The 15,528-nt window shown below is 69.5% G+C and carries 15 protein-coding genes; 3 read left to right on the top strand and 12 right to left on the bottom strand.

Going from position 1 to position 15,528, the window contains the following annotated elements; all coding sequences use genetic code 11:
- Window positions 1-12: 12 nt before the first annotated feature.
- The 6 genes from ASD21_RS02965 to ASD21_RS02940 form a co-directional block, all read right to left on the bottom strand.
- Window positions 13-1,293: an RsmB/NOP family class I SAM-dependent RNA methyltransferase gene (locus ASD21_RS02965; protein WP_056436554.1), complete on the bottom strand. Its 1,281-nt coding sequence runs from the start codon at window positions 1,291-1,293 to the stop codon at window positions 13-15.
- Between the two features lie 8 nt (window positions 1,294-1,301).
- Window positions 1,302-1,697, bottom strand: coding sequence for an MAPEG family protein (locus ASD21_RS02960; RefSeq protein ID WP_056436551.1), 396 nt, complete (start codon window positions 1,695-1,697; stop codon window positions 1,302-1,304).
- A 3-nt stretch (window positions 1,698-1,700) separates the two neighbouring features.
- Window positions 1,701-3,164 (bottom strand): IMP dehydrogenase, encoded by a 1,464-nt coding sequence (gene guaB / locus ASD21_RS02955; protein WP_056436548.1) that lies wholly within the window; start codon window positions 3,162-3,164, stop codon window positions 1,701-1,703.
- A gap of 81 nt (window positions 3,165-3,245) precedes the next feature.
- Entirely contained in the window at window positions 3,246-4,292 is a 1,047-nt protein-coding gene (locus tag ASD21_RS02950; RefSeq protein WP_056436545.1) for an acyltransferase family protein, read from the bottom strand.
- Window positions 4,293-4,397: 105 nt separating this feature from the next.
- On the bottom strand, window positions 4,398-5,105 hold the full coding sequence (locus ASD21_RS02945) for an RlmE family RNA methyltransferase (protein ID WP_056436542.1): 708 nt from the start codon (window positions 5,103-5,105) through the stop codon (window positions 4,398-4,400).
- On the bottom strand, window positions 5,102-6,229 hold the full coding sequence (locus ASD21_RS02940) for a Ppx/GppA phosphatase family protein (protein WP_056436537.1): 1,128 nt from the start codon (window positions 6,227-6,229) through the stop codon (window positions 5,102-5,104). The genes ASD21_RS02945 and ASD21_RS02940 overlap by 4 nt, the downstream gene beginning before the upstream one ends.
- A gap of 161 nt (window positions 6,230-6,390) precedes the next feature.
- Here ASD21_RS02940 and hspQ point away from each other — a divergent pair, with 161 nt between their 5' ends.
- Together hspQ and phhA are read left to right on the top strand one after the other, a co-directional pair.
- Entirely contained in the window at window positions 6,391-6,720 is a 330-nt protein-coding gene (gene hspQ, locus ASD21_RS02935; RefSeq protein WP_056436813.1) for a heat shock protein HspQ, read from the top strand.
- A gap of 81 nt (window positions 6,721-6,801) precedes the next feature.
- Window positions 6,802-7,683, top strand: coding sequence for a phenylalanine 4-monooxygenase (phhA, locus tag ASD21_RS02930; RefSeq protein ID WP_056436534.1), 882 nt, complete (start codon window positions 6,802-6,804; stop codon window positions 7,681-7,683).
- Here the strand turns inward: phhA and ASD21_RS02925 are convergent.
- Window positions 7,641-8,864 carry an acyltransferase family protein gene (locus ASD21_RS02925; RefSeq protein ID WP_235524825.1) on the bottom strand — a complete coding sequence of 408 codons (1,224 nt, stop codon included), beginning with the start codon at window positions 8,862-8,864 and terminating at the stop codon, window positions 7,641-7,643. The two genes, phhA and ASD21_RS02925, sit on opposite strands and share 43 nt — an antisense overlap.
- Before the next feature lie 36 nt (window positions 8,865-8,900).
- Between ASD21_RS02925 and ASD21_RS02920 the strand changes: the two genes are divergently transcribed.
- Window positions 8,901-9,803, top strand: coding sequence for a LytTR family DNA-binding domain-containing protein (locus tag ASD21_RS02920; protein ID WP_235524824.1), 903 nt, complete (start codon window positions 8,901-8,903; stop codon window positions 9,801-9,803).
- Here ASD21_RS02920 and ASD21_RS02915 read toward each other — a convergent pair.
- The 5 genes from ASD21_RS02915 to ASD21_RS02895 are packed head-to-tail and all read right to left on the bottom strand — an operon-like array spanning window position 9,800 to window position 15,366.
- The gene (locus ASD21_RS02915) at window positions 9,800-10,312 is read right to left on the bottom strand and encodes a GNAT family N-acetyltransferase (RefSeq protein ID WP_056436527.1); all 513 of its coding nucleotides are present in this window, start codon (window positions 10,310-10,312) and stop codon (window positions 9,800-9,802) included. The two genes, ASD21_RS02920 and ASD21_RS02915, sit on opposite strands and share 4 nt — an antisense overlap.
- A 2-nt stretch (window positions 10,313-10,314) precedes the next feature.
- Window positions 10,315-11,658, bottom strand: coding sequence for an N-succinylarginine dihydrolase (astB, locus tag ASD21_RS02910; RefSeq protein WP_056436524.1), 1,344 nt, complete (start codon window positions 11,656-11,658; stop codon window positions 10,315-10,317).
- Window positions 11,655-13,106, bottom strand: coding sequence for a succinylglutamate-semialdehyde dehydrogenase (gene astD, locus ASD21_RS02905; protein ID WP_056436521.1), 1,452 nt, complete (start codon window positions 13,104-13,106; stop codon window positions 11,655-11,657). The genes astB and astD overlap by 4 nt, the downstream gene beginning before the upstream one ends.
- Entirely contained in the window at window positions 13,103-14,107 is a 1,005-nt protein-coding gene (locus ASD21_RS02900; RefSeq protein ID WP_056436518.1) for an arginine N-succinyltransferase, read from the bottom strand. Before ASD21_RS02900 ends, astD begins: the two co-directional genes overlap by 4 nt.
- Window positions 14,108-14,109: 2 nt before the next feature.
- Window positions 14,110-15,366 carry a hydrolase gene (locus ASD21_RS02895; RefSeq protein WP_056436515.1) on the bottom strand — a complete coding sequence of 419 codons (1,257 nt, stop codon included), beginning with the start codon at window positions 15,364-15,366 and terminating at the stop codon, window positions 14,110-14,112.
- Window positions 15,367-15,528 lie beyond the last annotated feature (162 nt).

The raw sequence follows: 15,528 nt of genomic DNA, 5'->3' as shown, positions 1-15,528 counted from the left end.
TCGGGCGGGCTCCTAGGGCGCGTAGGACCCGCGCTCGATCACGGCGGCGAAGAAGCCGTCGGTGCCGGCGCTATGGGGGGTCAGACGCAAATAGCCTTCGGGCGTCAGGTGCTGCTCGACGCCGGCCAGGGTGATCGGCTTGACCGAGAACCCCGGATGACGCTCGACGAAGGCCGCCACGCGGTCCTCGTTCTCCTCGGCCAGCAGCGAACAGGTGACATAGATCAGGCGGCCGCCCGGCTTCACGAAGTCGGCGGCGTCGGCCAGGACCGCGTCCTGCTCGATCTGGCGCTTGGCCAGTTGGTCGGGCGACAGCCGCCACTTGGCGTCCGGGTGGCGGCGCCAGGTGCCCGAGCCGGTGCACGGGGCGTCGACGAACACCAGGTCCAGCTTGCCCTCCAGCCCCTTCAGCGGTTCGCCCTCGATCGGCGAGCGGATCTGCAGGTTGCGGACCCCGGCGCGTTGGCTCCGGCGGATGGTGTCGGCCAGACGGCGGGCGTCGCTGTCGTGGGCGTAGATCTGGCCGCTGTTGCCCATGGCGGCGGCCAGCGCCAGGGTCTTGCCCCCGCCCCCGGCGCAGAAGTCGAGCACCTGCTTGCCCTTGATCAGCCCCGCCGTGGCGGCGGCGATCTGCGAGCCCAGGTCCTGGACCTCGAACCAGCCCTTGGAAAAGGCCGGCACGGCCTCGACCGACGGCGCACGGTCGGCGGCGCCGGGCGCGGGAATGCGGAAGGCGGTGTCCAGCACGCCGGCCGGCTCGGCCCCGATCAGGGCCACGGCCTTGGCGCCGCGCTCGACGTCGGTCTTCAGCAGGTTGATGCGCAGGTCGACGGGCGCGCGCTCGGCCAGGGCGGCCATCTCGGCCCGATGATCAGCGCCCAGGGCGCGGGCCAGATGCGGCTCCAGCCAGTCGGCATAGTCGCCGGCCACGGGCGTCGGAGCGTCGGCCAGGGACCTGGGCGAGGCGATGCGTTCGCGCTCGGCGTCGGTCAGGCCGCCTGGGCCATGCTCCTCGCCGGCCGCCTCGGCGATGCGGTCGATCGGCCACTTCCAGTCCTGGGCCAGCACGCCCAGCACCACGCCGCGCGGGCTGTCGTCGCCCATCATCCAGCCCAGCGAGCGCTTGCGGCGCAGGGCGTCCAGCGCCAGACCCGAGACGAAGGCGCGATCTTTTGAACCCGCGTACCGGGCGCTCTCGCCCCAGCGCTTCAGCGCCATCCGTACGGGGAAATGACGCGTCTCGATCTCGGTGAGGACCTCGATCGCCGCTGCTAGTCTGCCGCCGTCGCGCATTTTTGCTTTCAGATCACCAAGGCCGCCAGGATCAGGCAGATGCCGATCAGGGAAGCGAGCCACACCAGCGACCGGGCGACCGGCACGCCGAAGGCGTAGAGGAAAATGTATACCGCCCGCGCCCCGACATAGAGCACCGCGCCATGGGCCGAGAGCATGCCGAGCCGACCGCCCAGATAGGCGACCAGGACGGCGGCGGCGAAGAACGGGAAGGTCTCGCGGAAATTGGCGAAGGCGCGTTCGAGGCGCCCCGCCATTCCCGTCAATACGATCGGCGTGTCGCGAGGCCCGATGTTCCACTTCAGACCGCGCTGCGGCTGGGCGGCCGCGGCCGCCCAGAGCAGATGGACCAGGCCGATCAAGACGGCGCAGCCCAGCATCTGAAGTTCGAGGGCCATCCGCACGGCCTAGACCGCGCTCGGATAGTTCGGCGCTTCCCGTGTGATCATCACGTCGTGGACGTGGCTTTCACGCAGGCCGGCGCCGGTGATCCGCACGAAGCGGGCCCGCTTCTGGAACTCGGCGATGTCGGGCGCGCCGACATAGCCCATGGCCGCCCGCAGGCCGCCGACCAGCTGGTGCAGCACCGGGGCGATCGGGCCCTTGAAAGGCGTTTGCCCTTCAATGCCTTCCGGCACCAGCTTGAAGCTGTCGGTGATGTCCTTCTGGAAGTAGCGGTCGGCGGAGCCGCGAGCCATGGCGCCCACCGAGCCCATGCCGCGATAGCTCTTGTACGAGCGCCCCTGGTACAGGAACACCTCGCCGGGCGCCTCTTCGGTGCCGGCGAACATCGAGCCCATCATGGCGGTCGAGGCCCCGGCCGCGATGGCCTTGGCCAGGTCGCCCGAGTACTTGATGCCGCCGTCGGCGATGACCGGGGTGCCGCTCTCGCGGGCCGCGCGGACGGCTTCGGCAATGGCGGTCAGCTGCGGCACGCCCACGCCCGCGACGATGCGGGTTGTGCAGATGCTGCCCGGGCCGATGCCCACCTTCACCGCGTCGGCGCCGGCGTCGATCAGGGCGCGGGCGGCGTCGTAGGTGGCGATGTTGCCGGCCACGATCTGGACGCGGTTGGCTTCGCGCTTGAGACGCGAGACCGCCTGGGCGACCTGGCTGGAGTGGCCGTGGGCGGTGTCGATGACGACGACGTCGACGCCGGCCTCCACCAGGCCCATCGAACGCTCGAAGCCGGCGTCGCCGACGGTCGAGGCCGCGCCGACCAGCAGCCGGCCCTTGTCGTCCTTGGCGGCCAGGGGGTGAGCCTGGGCCTTCTCGATGTCCTTGACCGTGATCAGGCCGACGGCGCGGTAGGCGTCGTCGACGACGATCAGGCGCTCGATCTTGTGCTTGCGCAGCAGCTCGCGCGCCTCGCGGTGATCGATGCCTTCCGAAACCGTGATCAGGTTGTCGCGGGTCATCAACGCCGAGGCCGGGACCTTGTCGTCGCCCTCGAAGCGCATGTCGCGGTTGGTCAGGATGCCGACCAGCTTGCCGCTCTTGGCTTCGACCACCGGGAAGCCCGAAATCTTGCGGCGGGCCTTGATCTCGCGGATTTCGGCCAGGGTGGTGTCGGGATTGATGGTCAGCGGATTGATGACCATGCCGCTTTCGTAACGCTTCACCTCGCGCACATGGTCGGCCTGTTCGTCCACCGTCATGTTGCGGTGCAGGATGCCCATGCCGCCGGCCTGGGCCATGGCGATGGCGAGGCGGCTTTCGGTGACCGTGTCCATGGCGGCGGACACGAGCGGGATGTTCAGACTGATTTCACGCGTGAACTTGGTCTCGGTCGTCACCTGGGTGGGCATGACGTCTGACGGACCGGGTTCGAGCAAAACGTCGTCGAAGGTGAGCCCTTCGCGAATCTCCATTGGAGTCTCCATTTTGCGGCGCGGGTATAGCGGTGGGAGGCCCAAATGGGAAGCGGCAAAAGCAGTTCGCCAGCCCCGGGGTCAGGCGGTGTTGCGGTCGACCGCCGGTATCGGAGCCGTTTTGGCCCGCGCCCGGTCCGGACGCTCCGTCACGCGGCGCAGCCACCCGCTGAACGGCTTCTCGAACAGGCGGTAGCTGGCGTAGCCGACGGCGCAGGAAGCGAAGACCGCCGCGGCGCAGAACGCGGCCGCGCCCAGGCCGCCCGCCAGCTTGAACAGCAGCGACACCACCAAGCCATGCAGCAGATAGATCGAATAGGACGCGTCGCCCAGCGTCTTCAGCAACGGCGCCTCAACGGCTCGCCCCCTCGCCTCCAGCATCACCGCCCCCGCGACGATCGCCAGGGCCGGGACGCCCCAGATCAACGGCCGGGCCAGAGGCCAGACCTGGACGGCGGACAGATGCTGGGCGACCAGGGTCGCTGAGCCCAGGATCAGCAGACCGGCCGCGACCGGCGTCGGCGCGATCGCGCCGCGCCGGCGGGCCTCGGCGAGGATCGCGCCGGCCAGGAACTCCAGGATCAGGGGATCGGTGTAGGTCACGCCCAGGGGGTGACTGGGCTTGAACGCCAGTCCGGCCACGACCAGAGCGATCATCACCGCCGCCATCGCGGGCAGTCGCCACGACCGTCGCAGCCACAGGCAGGCGGCGAACAGGACGTAGAAGGCCATCTCGTAATTCAGGGTCCAGCCCGGCGTCAGCACCGGGAAGATCTGACCCTGGGGGTCGCGGTGCGGGAGGAACAGCACGGAATGGACGACGGAAGCGGCGTCGACCGTCAGCGTCGAAAAGACCTTGCCCGGCAGCACGATCGCGCAAGCCGCCATGAACAGCGTGACCAGCCAGTAGAGCGGCGCGATCCGGATCAGGCGCCGCCGCAGGAACACGCCGGGCGCGCTTTCGCGATCGGAGATCGTCCACATGATGAAGCCGGAGATCACGAAGAAGATGTCGACGCCGGCCGCGCCGATCCCGAACGGCACGTTCTGGCGCGACAGGGCGTGAAACAGCACCACCATCAGGGCCGCCACGGCCCGCAGGGACTGGACCGATCGCAAGGTCTGCATATGCGCGCTCCGAAACGCGCCCCCGCCGCCAGTTCGCGGGTGCAGCACGATCGAAGTCAAGCTGAGCCGGTTACAATTCCGGCGGCTGAGCGCGAAGCGCGCGGCCTACCGGCCCTTGAACCCCGTCGCCACCAGGAAGACCTCGGAGCTGTCGCTGCGGCTGGCCTTGGGCTTGAAGTGGACGACCTTGTTGAAGTGCTTCTTCAGGCGGGCGATCACATCGGCGGTCTCGCCGCCCTGGAAGGCCTTGGCGACGAAGGCCCCGCCGGGCTTGAGCACCTCGATGGCGAAGTCCGCGCCGATCTCGATCAGGCCGACGATGCGCAGGTGGTCGGTCTCGCGATGGCCGACGGTGTTGGGAGCCATGTCCGACATCACCAGATCGGGCGCGCCGCCCAGCAGTTCCAGCATCTTGGGCGGACAGGCCGGGTCGGTGAAGTCCATCTCCAGGATATGGGCCGGCGCCACCGGATCGACCGGCAACAGGTCGACGCCGACGATGTCGGTCACGCCGCGCTCGGTGGCCATCTGCAGCCAGCCGCCCGGCGCGCAGCCCAGGTCGATGACCTTCGCGCCCTTCTTGAAGAACCGGTGCTTGTCGTCGATCTCGCTGATCTTGAAGGCCGCGCGGCTGCGATAGCCCAGGGCCCGGGCCTTGGCCGAGAACGGGTCGTTGATCTGCCGCTCCAGCCAGTGCTGCTGCGAGGGCGTGCGGCCGAAGGCGGTCTTCAGGCGCGCCGGCTTGGTGCGACCACTGTCATTGCCGCCGGCCGGCGGCTTGACCATGCGCTTGCGGGGAGGTTCGTCGTTCATGCGTTCACCGTCGAAGGGCGGGACGACCGACCAGAGCCGCCTCGCCGACGCCGGCGCGGCTTCTTCTGCTGATCGGACATCAGGGACATCAGGAGACCTTCTCTAAGCCCCCGATCGGCCACACGCACGCGAGAACACGGCCAAAGCTCCTGAACGGCCTGCAGGATCGCCGCCCCGGCCAGCACCAGGTCGGCTCGGTCGGCCCCGATGCAGGGCTCCAAGGCCCGCTCTTTCGCGGTCAGGGTCAGCAGGCGATCGGCGGCCGCCTCGCACTCGTGGCGCCGCATCCAAAGGCCGTCGACGATGTTGCGGTCATAGCGCGGCAGGCCCAGATGGAGGCCGGCCAGGCTGGTGATCGCGCCGGACGTGCCGACCATGTGGGCCCGGTCGTTCTCGAACAGGCCGCGCATCGATTCGGCGTGCGGGAAGGCCTCGATCCGCGCCTTGACCGCGTCGACCATGGCCCGAAACCACCCCTCCTCCACCCGCTCGCCCTCGGGAAAGCGCTCGGCCAGGGTGACCACGCCGATCGGGATCGACAGCCAGGCCTTGATCGGCAGCTTCCAGGTCGCGAACTGGCGCGGCTTGCTGTCCAGACCCCCGCCCTGGAGGTCCACCCAGGACAGCTCGGTCGAACCGCCGCCGACATCGACCACCAGGGCCGCCTCGGCGTCGCGGTCGAACAGGCTCATGCAGCCGGCCACCGACAGCTGGGCCTCTTCCTTGGGCGTGATGATCTGCAGCCGCAGGCCGGTCTCTTCGGCCACCCGACGCACGAAATCGGGACCATTGGTCGCGCCCCGGCAGGCCTGGGTGGCCACGGCCTTGACCCGCACCACCTTGCGGCGGCGGATCTTCTCGGCGCAGACCTTCAGAGCCGCCATCGAGCGGTCCATGGCCTCGTCCGAAAGCTGTCCCGTCTGGGAGAGACCCTCGCCCAGCCGGACGATCCGGGAATAGGCCTCGACGACGCGAAAGCCGCGCGGCGAAGGCGTCGCCACCAGCAGGCGGCAGTTGTTCGTACCCAGGTCGAGCGCCGCGTAGCACGACTGCTCGCCCGGCGGCCGGCGCCGGCCAGAGCCCGAAGGCTGAGGCGCGCCGGGCGCTCGCGGCGCCTCCGACATGGTCGTTCCACCTTGTCTCGCAGACGATTCGCACCGAACCGCCTCACTTCGGGAGCGAGCATAGCGGCCAGATTCCCCCGCCGGAAGGCCTCGCCTTGTCATCCGGCCACGGAACTCTACGTTCAGATTCCAGTCAGAAGACTCGATGTAGAATGCCGGGCATGAATTCGAGACTCGCCAAATTCGCGATCGGCCAAGTGGTCAGGCACCGGATCTTCCCCTTCCGGGGCGTGGTGTTCGACGTCGACCCGGTGTTCGCCAACACCGAGGAATGGTGGAACTCCATTCCCGAGGACATCCGGCCGACCAAGGACCAGCCGTTCTACCACCTGCTGGCCGAGAACGACGACAACAGCTATGTCGCCTACGTGTCCGAGCAGAACCTGCTGGCCGATGAAACCGGCGAGCCGGTGGGCCACCCGCAGACGGCGGTGATCTTCGAGAGCTTCGATCACGGCGCCTACAAGCTTCGCCCTCGGATCTCGCACTAGGCGCAAGGTCCATCCGGACAAACCCCGGTATCGCGCAAATTCCGAACGAAATTTGCCGCGAACGGGGCGTACCGTCCTCTCATGAGCGCAGATGGCTTTAGCCGCGGCCCGTCTCCGGGCGCCGCCGCCGATTGGACGATCGACCAGGGCTGGGAAAACTATTCCCAAGCCGAGCACGACGTCTGGATCACGCTCTACGAACGCCAGACCGCCCTGCTGCCGGGTCGGGCCTGCGACGAGTTCCTGCGCGGGCTCGACGCCCTGGACCTGCATCGCTCGGGCATTCCCGACTTCAAGCGGATCAACGAGGAGCTTCAGCGTCTGACCGGCTGGAGCGTGGTCGCCGTGCCGGGCCTGGTGCCCGACGACGTGTTCTTCGACCACCTGGCCAATCGTCGTTTCCCGGCCGGCCAGTTCATCCGCAAGCCGCATGAGCTGGACTACCTGCAGGAACCCGACATCTTCCACGACGTGTTCGGCCACGTGCCGATGCTGACCGACCCGACGTTCGCCGACTACATGCAGGCCTATGGCCAGGGCGGCCAGCGGGCGCTGGGCCTCGGACGCCTGGCGAACCTGGCCCGGTTGTACTGGTACACGGTCGAGTTCGGCCTGATGGAGACCAAGGCCGGCTTGCGGATCTACGGCGCGGGCATCGTCTCCTCACGCACCGAGTCGATCTTCGCCCTCGACGATCCTTCCCCCAACCGCATCGGCTTCGATCTGGAGCGGGTGATGCGCACGCCCTACCGGATCGACGACTTCCAGCAGGTCTATTTCGTCATTCCGTCGATCCAGACGCTGCAGGAGGTGACCCTGCGCGACTTCGGGCCGCTGTATGACCGCCTGGCCGGCGCCAGCGACCTCGGCATCGCCGAGATCACCAGCGCCGACCGGGTGATCACCGTCGGCAGCCAGGCCTATGCGAAGGCCGGCGGGCGGCTGGCCTCGACGGGCGGCTGACCTTTCAGGCCGAACAGGACCCGCACCCCGGGAATGCGTCGGACGATCTCGTAGGTCGCGAAGCAGCCGGCGAAGGTCAGGACGATCAGGATCGCGGCTTCCAGCGGCTGGGGCAGGCCCAGCTTGGCCAGATGGTGGGCCGCGACCACGATCAGGGTCTGGTGGATCAGGTAGAACGGGAACACGCCCAGGGTCAGGTAGCGCAGCGCCGGCCCGCCGCGGTTCAGGTGTTTGGCGCCGAAGCCGAGGATGGCGACGATGGCGCACCAGGTGTCGGCGGCATGGACGAAGCGCATGACCAGCTTCAGGCCGGTCGGCGGGATCGGCGTGTCGCCGCGATAGATCCAGGCGAAGGCCGCCCAACCGGCATAGGCGCCGATCGCCACGACCAGGGCCGGCCAACGCGCCGCGATCAGCCGCTCGCGCAGCACGTCGGACTTGGCCAGGCCGAAGCCCAGCAGGAAGGCCGAGAACGACACGGCGTGCACATAGTAGTCGCCGACCAGGGCGTGGGTTTCGCCATAACGAACGTACAGCGTGCCGCGCAGCAGGCCCAGGAACAGGACCGGCCAGACAACAAGCCCGACGCCCTTCAAGGCGCGCTCGACGCCGGCCTGCAGATGCTCGCCCAGGCGACGCCAGGCCAACAGCAGGGCGGCCAGGACCAGGGTGTAGATGAACAGGTAGGCCACGAACCACATGTGGTTGTAGGTCGGCGTGATCAGGCAGCCGGCCGGGCTGCACCAATGCCCCGAGGCGGTCACGTAGCGGAGCCAGAAATTGTCGACCGTCAGCGAGGTCCCCGGATGGCCGGCGATGTACTCGACCACCTGGTAGTAGGATTGCGGCGGCACGATCACGAACACCGCGAACAGCAACGGCGGCAGCAGCCGCGCCGCCCGGGCGCCGGTCAGTTTCCCGACCGTGGTCTTGTCGGCCATGAACCGGGTCGCCGCGCCCGAGACCAGGAACAGCAGGGTCAGGCGCCACGGATTGGTCAGCATCATGAGCGGTTCCAGCACCTCGACTGGATGCGGTGACTTCACGTGCCACTCCCAGGGCACGTAGAACATGCCGACGTGGTACAGAATCAGCAGGAAGAACGCGCCGACCCGAATCCAGTCGAGGTCGTATCGGCGGTCAGGGATCGAGGCGGTCGAAGGCATGGCGGTCGAAGGCATGACGGGGCGTCCGGCTTGAAAAACGATGCGAACGTCGTGACCCAGACCGCCGCCCGGGGCCAAGCGCCCGGGGACCGGCGGCCGTCGGCAGGGACGAACGGAAAACCGACGGGGCCGAACGGCGCGCTTTTCGGGAGGAACGGGGAGGAACGCCAAGGCGTCGGGCGCGCCTGGCTGCTGGGCGTCTGCCTGATCGGGTGCATCGCCACGGTCAATGTGCTGACCATCCGCCACGACGCGCCGCGCCTCGGGACCTTGGCTCCCGCCATCTGGGAAGGCAGCAGCGCGCTGGTGACCATGGTGATCTTCATGATCCCCGCGGCCGTGGCGATATGGACCACCCGCACGGCGCCGCGCTGGTGGCGGGCGCTTCCCGTCCACCTGGCGGCGGTCGTCCTCTATTCCGTGCTGCATGTCGCCGGCTTCGTCGCGCTGCGGAAGCTGGCCTATCTGGCCGTGATGGACGGGCCCTATCGGTTCGGACCGCTATCCACGGAATTCCCCTACGAGTTCCGCAAGGATCTGATGGCCTATGGCCTGGCCTCGATCATCTACTATCTGTCGCTGCGGCGCAGCGCCCGCGAGGCCGCCGAGCAGGCCCAGACGACGTCGACCGCGGCCAGCTTCGACATCCGCGACGGCGCGCGTCTGGTCCGGGTGTCCGTCTCCGAGATCCTGGCGGTGCGTTCGGCCGGCAATTACGCCGAGTTCCTGCTGACCGACGGCCGGCGGCCGCTGATGCGCTCCTCGCTCAGCGCCCTGGAAATCCAGATGGCCGCGCACGGCTTCCTGCGCACCCATCGCTCCTGGCTGGTCAATCCAGGCCGGGTGACGGGCCTGCGCCCCGAAGGCTCGGGCGACTACGCCGTCGAGCTCGGCGCGGTCGAGGCCCCCCTGTCGCGACGCTTTCCCCAGGCCCTGACAGCGTTGCGCGGCTAATCCAGCAAGAGGCCCATGACGATGTCGTCGTCAACGCTCCCGTCGGGGTAGCGTCCCCGCCCGGTCATCCGCCCCTCGATCTTGAAGCCCAGCCGCTGGTAGAGCCTCTGCGCGCCGAGATTGGCCGCGCCGGTCCACAGCTCGATCCGGCCGACGGGCGGCGTCATCGTCCTGGCGATCTCGATCAGGGCGCGGAACAGGGCCGAGCCGACGCCCCTGCCCTGCCAGTCCGGATCGACCGCCACGGTCAGGTCGGTCAGCACATGGGCGAAGATCGCCACCTTCATCCGCTCGACGTGAAGCTCGCCGCACACCGTCCCGTCGGTGTCCACGGCGACCAGGTTGACGCCGCCGTCGTCGGCGACCGCCATGGCGTGGGCGACATAGTCGGCCGTCACCTCATCAGGCCGACGCGCCAAGCCGCCGGGCTTGGCGGCGACCTTGCGATGCAGGGCCAGTATGCCGGCCCCGTCCTCGGAAACGGCGGGCCGGACGGTGAAGGCGCTCATGGTCAGGCGGCTCGCTGGAACGGATAGAAGTCGCCGCCAAGGTCGAGGATCGCGGTCAGTTCGTCCAGCGCGGCGCGGCTCTCGACGATCAGGGCCGGATCGGTCAGGTCGGCGGGCGCCAGCCGGTCGCGATAGTGGCGCTGGGCCCAGGTGTTCAGCCGTTCGTGCAAGGCCGCGTCGAACCGCTGGCCACGATTGGCCGCCGCCAGCTCGGCATCGGTCAGCACCACCCGCAGCCGCAGACAGGCCGGGCCGCCGCCGTTGCGCATGCTCTGGCGCACATCGACATATTCGACCCGCCCAATCGGCCCGTTTGAACTGACCAGGCCCTGCGCGGCCGCGTGGGCCCGCGGGTTGTCGCGCGTCTCGCCCGGCGCCAGCAGCACCAGGCGGTCCTCGCCCGGCAGGACCAGAAGCTGGGAATTGAACAGATAGCTCTTCACCAGGTCGTCCATCGGCAGGTCGGCCCCGCTGATCTCGATGAAGACCGGTTCGAACAGGCCGCCGGCGGCGCGGCGGACGCCCTCCTCCATCGCCGCGCGGTCCTCGAAGGCGCGCTCGTGGAACAGCAGGCAGTCGCGCGTGCCGACGCAGACCACGTCGTTGTGGAACGCCCCGGCGTTGATCGCCGCCTTGGCCTGGCGGGCGAAGACCCCACGCGCCGCGCCGTGGCGACGCTCGATCGCCTCGAAGGCCTCGCGTGTCTGGCGGGCCGGATATTGGCCGTCCCAGCGCTCCCAGGCCTCGCGGCCCCAGACGAACAGATTGACCCCGGGCTCGCCATGGTCGGCGCACAGCCGCACATGGTTGGCCGCGCCCTCGTCGGCGAAGTGGGACTGGGCCGATAGCGGATCGTGCACGGCGAACCGGGCCTCGTCCGGGAACAACCGGCGCAGGCCGCGGGCCGTTTGTGGACCCTCCAGACTGCGGTGCAGGTTGGTCAGCAGATTGGCCGGCGTGAAGTGCACGCGGCCGTCGGCGGTGTCGGCGCTGGGCGTGACGGTGGCGGCGTTGGCCGCCCACATCGGCGAGGCCGAGCAGGCCGCCGCCGCCAGGGCCGGCGCGGTCTTCCAGGCCTTTTCCAGCACCTGGGCGTCGGCGCCGGAGAAGCCGATCGCCCGCAGCAGCGCCAGGTCCGGCCGTTCGTGCGGCGGCAGCACGAACTGCGGCACGCCCCAGTCGGCCAGCTTGCGCATCTTGGTCAGCCCTTCCAGCACCGCGGCGCGAGGATTGGAGACCTCGCCGGCGTTGGTCTGGCTGGCGATGTTGCCCGGCGACAGGCCGACATACGAGTGGGTCGGCCCGACCAGACCGTCGCAATTGGCCTCGACCGCACGCGAATTCATTCCCGCAGACCCTTGATATCGCTCACGGTATTGACCACGTCCTGCGCCTCGAAACTGGCTACCGGATAGGCGCAGTAGTCGGCGGCGTAGTAGGCGCTGGGCCGGTGGTTGCCCGAACTGCCCAGGCCGCCGAACGGCATGGTCCCGGCCGCGCCGGTGGTCGGGCGGTTCCAGTTGACGACGCCGGCCCGGATGCGCTTCAGGAAATGATCCCAACGTCCTGTTTCATTGGAGATAAGGCCCGCCGACAGCCCGTAGCGCGTGGCGTTGGCGGCGGCGATCGCCTCGTCGAACGATCCCACCCGGCGCACCTGCAGCAGCGGCGCGAACAGCTCCTCGTCGGCGACCGCTTCGCCCGTCACGTCCACCAGGCCCGGCGAGACGAAGGCCCCGCTCAGGCCGTCGACGGCCGTCATGGCGCGCACGCTCCGGCCGGGCATGGCCTTGGCGCCGGCCAGGGCCATGGCGGCGGCGCGGTCGGAGATCAGCGGCCCCATGAACGGCTCCTCGCGGCCGTTCCACGCCCCGATCACGAGACGCTCCGACAGCGCCGCCACGGCGTCGATCACCGCCCGCCCCGCCGCGTCGTCCGAGACGATCAGCCGCCGGGCGCAGGAGCAGCGCTGGCCGGTGGTGATGAAGGCCGACTGCACGACCAGGGCCGCCACGGCCTCGGCGTCGCCCGCGTCCCAGACCACCAGCGGGTTGTTGCCGCCCAACTCCAGGGCCAGGATCACGTCCGGCCGGTCGGCGAAATGGCGGCGGAAGAAGGCGCCGGCGGCGGCCGAGCCGGTGAACAACAGACCGTCGATTTCCTGGTCGATCAGCGCCTGCCCGACCTCGCGGCCGCCCTGCACCAGATTGACCACGCCCGGCGGCACGCCGGCCGCTTCCAGGGCCTCGACCAGCAACTGCCCGGCCAGGGGCGTTTCTTCCGACGGCTTGAACACCACCGTGTCGCCGGCCAGCAGGGCCGGCACGATGTGGCCGTTGGGAAGGTGGCCCGGGAAGTTGAACGGCCCCAGCACCGCCATCACGCCATGCGGCCGATGGCGCAGCACCGCGCGGCCAAAGGCCATGTCGCTGGCGTGTTCGCCGGTGCGCTCGTCATAGGCCTTGATCGAGGCCTCGACCTTGCCGGCCATCGAGCCCAGCTCGGCCTTGGTCTCCCACAGCGCCTTGCCGGTCTCGCGGCTCAGGGCCTCGGCGAAGGTCGCCGTGCGGGCCACCAGCACGTCCTTGTAGCGGCGCAGGATCGCGATCCGCTCTTCGCGCGGCAGGTCGGCCCAGGCGGGGAAGGCCTTGCGCGCGGCCTCGACCGCCGCCGCCACGTCGGCCGCCCCGGCGGTCGCCTGGCGCCAGATCACCTCGCCGGTGGTCGGATCGACCGAGGTCGCCTCGGAACCCGCGCCCACCCGCCAGACGCCGTCGATGAACACGCCGCTCATGCCTTCACCCGCACCATTTCACCGTCCTTGACGCCCAGGGCCGCCGCGGCGTCCCGACCGATGATCGCGCTCTCGCCGTCGATCAGCACCGGGGCGCGCACCGCCCGGAAACGCGCCACCGCGCCGGAGCAGATCAGGGCCTCCTCGCCATAGGCGTCCTCGCCCAGCCGCGCCCGCAGCCGGCGGCCCTCGCGCACCGTCTTGATGTCGTCGCGCCGCGCCGCCACCGTCGGGCCGGCGTCGAAGATGTCGACCAGGCCCGAGAAGCGGAAGCCCTCGGTCTCCAGCATCGCCCGCGCCGCCTCGCCCTCGCGGTGCACCCGGCCGATGGTCTCCGAGGCCGCCTGGGGCAGAAGCTCGGCATAGATCGGATGGCGCGGCGCCAAGTCGAGGATGAACTGGCCGTCGGTCGAGGCGCTCATCATGTCGGCCTCGTCGAATTCCAGCCGGAAGAACTTGCTGGCCACGTGGTCCCAGAACGGACAGCCGCCGTCCTCGTCGAACCAGCCGCGCAGCTCGGCCAGCACCATCTCGGCGAAGCGCTGCGGCTCCAGCCCGATCAGCATGTAGCGCGACTGGGCCAGCAGGCGTCCGGCCCCGCCCTTGCGCCGTTCCGGTTTGAGGAACAGCGAGCCAACCTCCGACCAGCCGGCGCATTCGTTGACCAGCACCAGGGCCCGGTGGTCGAACCGCTTGTCCAGGGTGGGAGAAGACTGGGCCAAGGTCACGACGCGGAACGAGAAATGCGGCCGCTTCAAACCCACCCCCGCCTTGACCCCGGCCACGCCGACCACGTCGCCGGCCTCCAGGTCCTCGAGCATCAGGGTGTACCAGGCGGCGGGCGAAGCGACCTCGGAGTTGAAGCTGGCCTGCGACAGGTCCAGGCGGGCGCGCAGGGTCTGCTCGTCCTCCGGCAGGCTGGTGAAGCCGCGGCCCGACAGGACGGCCAGCTCCATCAGGCTGTCGAAATCGGTGGGCGTCGCGGGACGGACGACAAGCATGCTCAGTGGGTCTCCGCGAGGTCGGTCATGGCGGCGCGCAGGGCGGGTCCGTCGATCTCGCCGCTGGCCAGCTTCATCAGGATCAGGGCCGACAGCTGGGCGCGCTCGACGAAGCTGTCGGGCCAAGCGTGCTCGGCTTCGCTGTGGATGTCGCCGCCGCGCACCCCCAGGGTGTCGACATTGGGCAGGCCCGAGGCGAACAGGTTGTTGCCCTCGCAGACCCCGCCGGACGGCTTCCAGGCGATGTCCTGACCCAACAGAGCGCCGGCCTCCTTCACCGCCCCGAACAGCCGCTGTTGAGCGGTGTTGAACGGCTTGGCGCCGCGGGTGATGCGACCGTGCAGATGGGCGTGCAGGCCCTCTCTGGGCGACGCGACGATCTTGGCGACCTCGTCCTCGAACCAAGCCGCGTCGTCGGCCGTGGGGAAGCGGACGTTGAAGCGGACCACGGCCACGTCCGGGACCATGTTCAGGGGCGAACCGCCGTCGATCTTGGCGATGTTGCAGGTCACGCCCTCGCGCGCTCCGTTCAGGGCGTGCAGGGCCTGGGCGATCCGCGCGGCCTCCATCACCGCGTTGCGGCCGGCGGCGAAGTCGCGACCGGCGTGGGCGGCCTTGCCGTGAACCACGATATGGAAATTGCCCGAGCCCTTGCGGGCGCTGGCCAGGGCCCCGTCGGCCAGGGCCGGCTCGTAGGTCAGGCCCACATGGCCCAGGTGCGCGAACTGCGCCAGGATCGGGGCCGAGGCCACCGAGCCGATCTCCTCGTCCGGCGACAGCAGCACGCGATAGCCGACCCGCGCGGCCAGCGGATGGCGCTCGAAAGCCTCCAGCGCCGCCAGCATCACCGAGATGCCGCCCTTCATGTCGGCGATCCCCGGCCCGTGCAGGGCGCCGTCCGGCCGAGTGGTGACGGTCCGGAAGCTGGAGGTCTCGGGGTAGACGGTGTCGTAGTGGCCGGTCAGGACGACCTGGACCGGGGCCTCGGGCCGCACGACCACGGCGATGGCCGCCGGATGGGCCTGCTCGCCGATCCGCCCGTCCGCCCCGACCTCGGGCGAGGCGCCCAGCGGGATGTCGGTGGGCGCGGCCGGCAGGTTTCCGAAGGCGTCGAGCAAAACTTGCCGCTGGCGCTCCAGGCCGCCCAGATGCCGGCTTCCGGAGTTGATGGCGCACCAGGCCACCGCCCGATCGATGATCAGCGGGCCTTGGTCGGCCAGGTGTCGCAGGACGGCGCGATCCTCGTCGTTGAGTCGCATGAATCCACTGTCTCCCTCAGTTCAAACTAAACCAAGGGCCGCGGGCAATTCGTGCTTCCTCGGTCGAGGAAACCGGTAGCCCGCGCAACAGCCTTGCTCCGAACAGCGTCCGGCCCCGGTCGCGGCCAGGATCGGAATCCGGATCTGTCACTGCGTGCTTCC

It is taken from the genome of Caulobacter sp. Root1455, assembly GCF_001426905.1.
GTDB lineage: Bacteria > Pseudomonadota > Alphaproteobacteria > Caulobacterales > Caulobacteraceae > Caulobacter.
Note: the sequence above shows the minus strand (reverse complement) of the source record. Positions and strands in the feature narration are given on the sequence as shown.

Coding starts and splice junctions, on each gene's coding strand:
- ASD21_RS02965 (WP_056436554.1), bottom strand. CDS start 1,293: ATGCGCGACGGCGGCAGACTAGCAGCGGCGATCGAGGTCCTCACCGAG.
- guaB (WP_056436548.1), bottom strand. CDS start 3,164: ATGGAGATTCGCGAAGGGCTCACCTTCGACGACGTTTTGCTCGAACCC.
- ASD21_RS02950 (WP_056436545.1), bottom strand. CDS start 4,292: ATGCAGACCTTGCGATCGGTCCAGTCCCTGCGGGCCGTGGCGGCCCTG.
- ASD21_RS02945 (WP_056436542.1), bottom strand. CDS start 5,105: ATGAACGACGAACCTCCCCGCAAGCGCATGGTCAAGCCGCCGGCCGGC.
- ASD21_RS02940 (WP_056436537.1), bottom strand. CDS start 6,229: ATGTCGGAGGCGCCGCGAGCGCCCGGCGCGCCTCAGCCTTCGGGCTCT.
- hspQ (WP_056436813.1), top strand. CDS start 6,391: ATGAATTCGAGACTCGCCAAATTCGCGATCGGCCAAGTGGTCAGGCAC.
- phhA (WP_056436534.1), top strand. CDS start 6,802: ATGAGCGCAGATGGCTTTAGCCGCGGCCCGTCTCCGGGCGCCGCCGCC.
- ASD21_RS02925 (WP_235524825.1), bottom strand. CDS start 8,864: ATGCCTTCGACCGCCATGCCTTCGACCGCCTCGATCCCTGACCGCCGA.
- ASD21_RS02915 (WP_056436527.1), bottom strand. CDS start 10,312: ATGAGCGCCTTCACCGTCCGGCCCGCCGTTTCCGAGGACGGGGCCGGC.
- astB (WP_056436524.1), bottom strand. CDS start 11,658: ATGAATTCGCGTGCGGTCGAGGCCAATTGCGACGGTCTGGTCGGGCCG.
- astD (WP_056436521.1), bottom strand. CDS start 13,106: ATGAGCGGCGTGTTCATCGACGGCGTCTGGCGGGTGGGCGCGGGTTCC.
- ASD21_RS02900 (WP_056436518.1), bottom strand. CDS start 14,107: ATGCTTGTCGTCCGTCCCGCGACGCCCACCGATTTCGACAGCCTGATG.
- ASD21_RS02895 (WP_056436515.1), bottom strand. CDS start 15,366: ATGCGACTCAACGACGAGGATCGCGCCGTCCTGCGACACCTGGCCGAC.